The sequence below is a fragment of the Cupriavidus phytohabitans genome, from assembly GCF_000426345.1.
In the GTDB taxonomy this organism is placed as follows: Bacteria; Pseudomonadota; Gammaproteobacteria; order Burkholderiales; family Burkholderiaceae; genus Cupriavidus.
Genome location: NZ_AUFE01000217.1, coordinates 1 through 1,724, shown reverse-complemented (window position 1 = coordinate 1,724; position 1,724 = coordinate 1). Strand labels below are relative to the sequence as shown.

Here is a 1,724-nt window from a genome sequence, read left to right as displayed (position 1 = left end):
GGCCATCCGTGCGGGTGTGCTCAACCGCATGGTCGCGCTTGCTCGCCCGCAATCCGTCCGTATCGCCTGAGTTCAGCATCACCGAGGAGTCCCTGTTTTCAATTTCGATTTATGCAACATCGCCTCACGCACACTCCTTCTGAGGCAGCTACGAGAAGTCAAAAAAATCTACCAGGAGCAGCCCGCTCCTCCCCCCGCTTGCGGGCGTCCGCACAGAGAACCTCGATCCGGCCATCCACATTTTGGATATCCTCCAGCAACTACTCTACCGTATCCGGGCCGAACTCTTCATTTTCATCTACATGGTGGCTGGGCCAAAGAGCCACGACGCGAACGCGCTCAGGGTCAAAGTCCGCGATAAACTGCCCCACGGTCGCAGCAGCGTCAGGCATCTGCTTGAAGGCACCAGGATGAAGGGGACCGGCAAAACACCAGCGGCCGTCCGTCATCTTTCCCCTCGTCTTGCCGATGAAATCGTTCAAGCTCTCGCCAGCTTCGTGCGGAGACGTCAAACGGAGGTAAAGGCGTCGGTCCGCGCCCAGGCGGAAATCATCGGTGAGCTTTGCGACCGTTGGGATGTCACCCTTGGTTCCAAGGCGCGGATCTCGAAACATTGAGCGAAGTACGGCGCTCTTTCCGAAATTCCGCGGCGCCACAATGCGGATTTCGGAGAAGGTGATCAGCGGTTTCGGCGAACGTGATCAGGGAAGGAAGGTGGTACTGCGCGGTCAGGAGATTGTAGCGTAGGTGATCACGATGCCCGTTTCTTGGCGTCGGTTGCCGTGCGCTTGCGCATGGATTCGCCTTTGAGCGCCACCTTGTGCGCCTGGTGGACCAGCCGGTCCAGGATGGCGTCAGCCAGCGTCGGATCATTCAACCACTGGTGCCAATGCTCGATCGGGAGCTGGCTTGTCACGCTGGTCGAGCGGGTACCGACGCGGTCGTCCAGAACTTCCAGCAGATCGCCGCGAGCGCTTTCAGAAGGCTCCTGTAGGCCCCAGTCGTCCAGCACCAGAACATCGATGCGTGCGAGTTGCGCCAGGCGGCGCGTAGAGCTCCCGTCGCCGTGGGCGATCTGCAGCTCCTCGAACAGTCGAGGCACCCGCAGATAGAGAGCAGAGAATCCCTGTCGACAGGCCTGCTGAGCAAACGCACAGGCCAACCAGGACTTGCCGGCACCGGTCGCCCCGGTCAGGATGAGGCTCTGAGCGTTGCGGATCCAGTCGCAACTGGCCAGGGTAGCGACCAGCCGCTGATCAAGGCCGCGACTGCCGTCATAGACCACATCCTCGAGGCATGCCTGGGTGTGCTTGAGCTTGGCCGAGCGCAGCAGCCGCTCCAGGCGCCTGGTGTCGCGCCAAGCAATCTCCCGGTCGACCAGCATGGAGAAGCGTTCTTCGAACGGCAGGCTGGAACTGGCGGTCAGGGCAGACTGTTCCTCGAAGGCCCGCGCCATCCCGTCGAGCTTGAGGGCCTTGAGCTGGCCGACGGTGTGTTGCATCAGCATAGTTTTCCTAATGGTAGTAGTCGGGTCCGCGCACGTTGTCGTGCATGGGGAATGCCACTCGGTTACCGATACCGGCAGAGTGGCTTGCCGGTCCAGATGGTTTTCAAGGATGGAAACCACAGACTTAGTCCGGCCTGCAGAATGTTGAAGGGTAAGGCGCAGCAAGGCGTCGGAAGAATTGTGCTGCGTGCAGAACTCCCAGATCGAATAGGAATCT

At 60.3% G+C, this 1,724-nt stretch carries 2 protein-coding genes; one reads left to right on the top strand and one right to left on the bottom strand.

Features of this window, described 5'->3' with window-relative positions; all coding sequences use genetic code 11:
• Nucleotides 1-242 precede the first annotated feature (242 nt).
• A complete protein-coding gene (locus K309_RS42320; RefSeq protein ID WP_156914554.1) occupies nt 243-617 on the top strand; it encodes a hypothetical protein in 375 nt (124 codons plus the stop codon).
• 134 nt (nt 618-751) lie between these two features.
• On the opposite strand, the gene istB is transcribed toward K309_RS42320, so the two are convergent.
• Complete coding sequence (gene istB, locus K309_RS0134805; RefSeq protein ID WP_029050461.1) at nt 752-1,507, bottom strand: IS21-like element ISRme9 family helper ATPase IstB; 756 nt, start codon at nt 1,505-1,507, stop codon at nt 752-754.
• Nucleotides 1,508-1,724 lie beyond the last annotated feature (217 nt).

What these genes read in the sequence shown, in the direction of transcription:
- istB (WP_029050461.1), bottom strand. Translation starts at nt 1,507, where the DNA reads ATGCTGATGCAACACACCGTCGGCCAGCTCAAGGCCCTCAAGCTCGAC.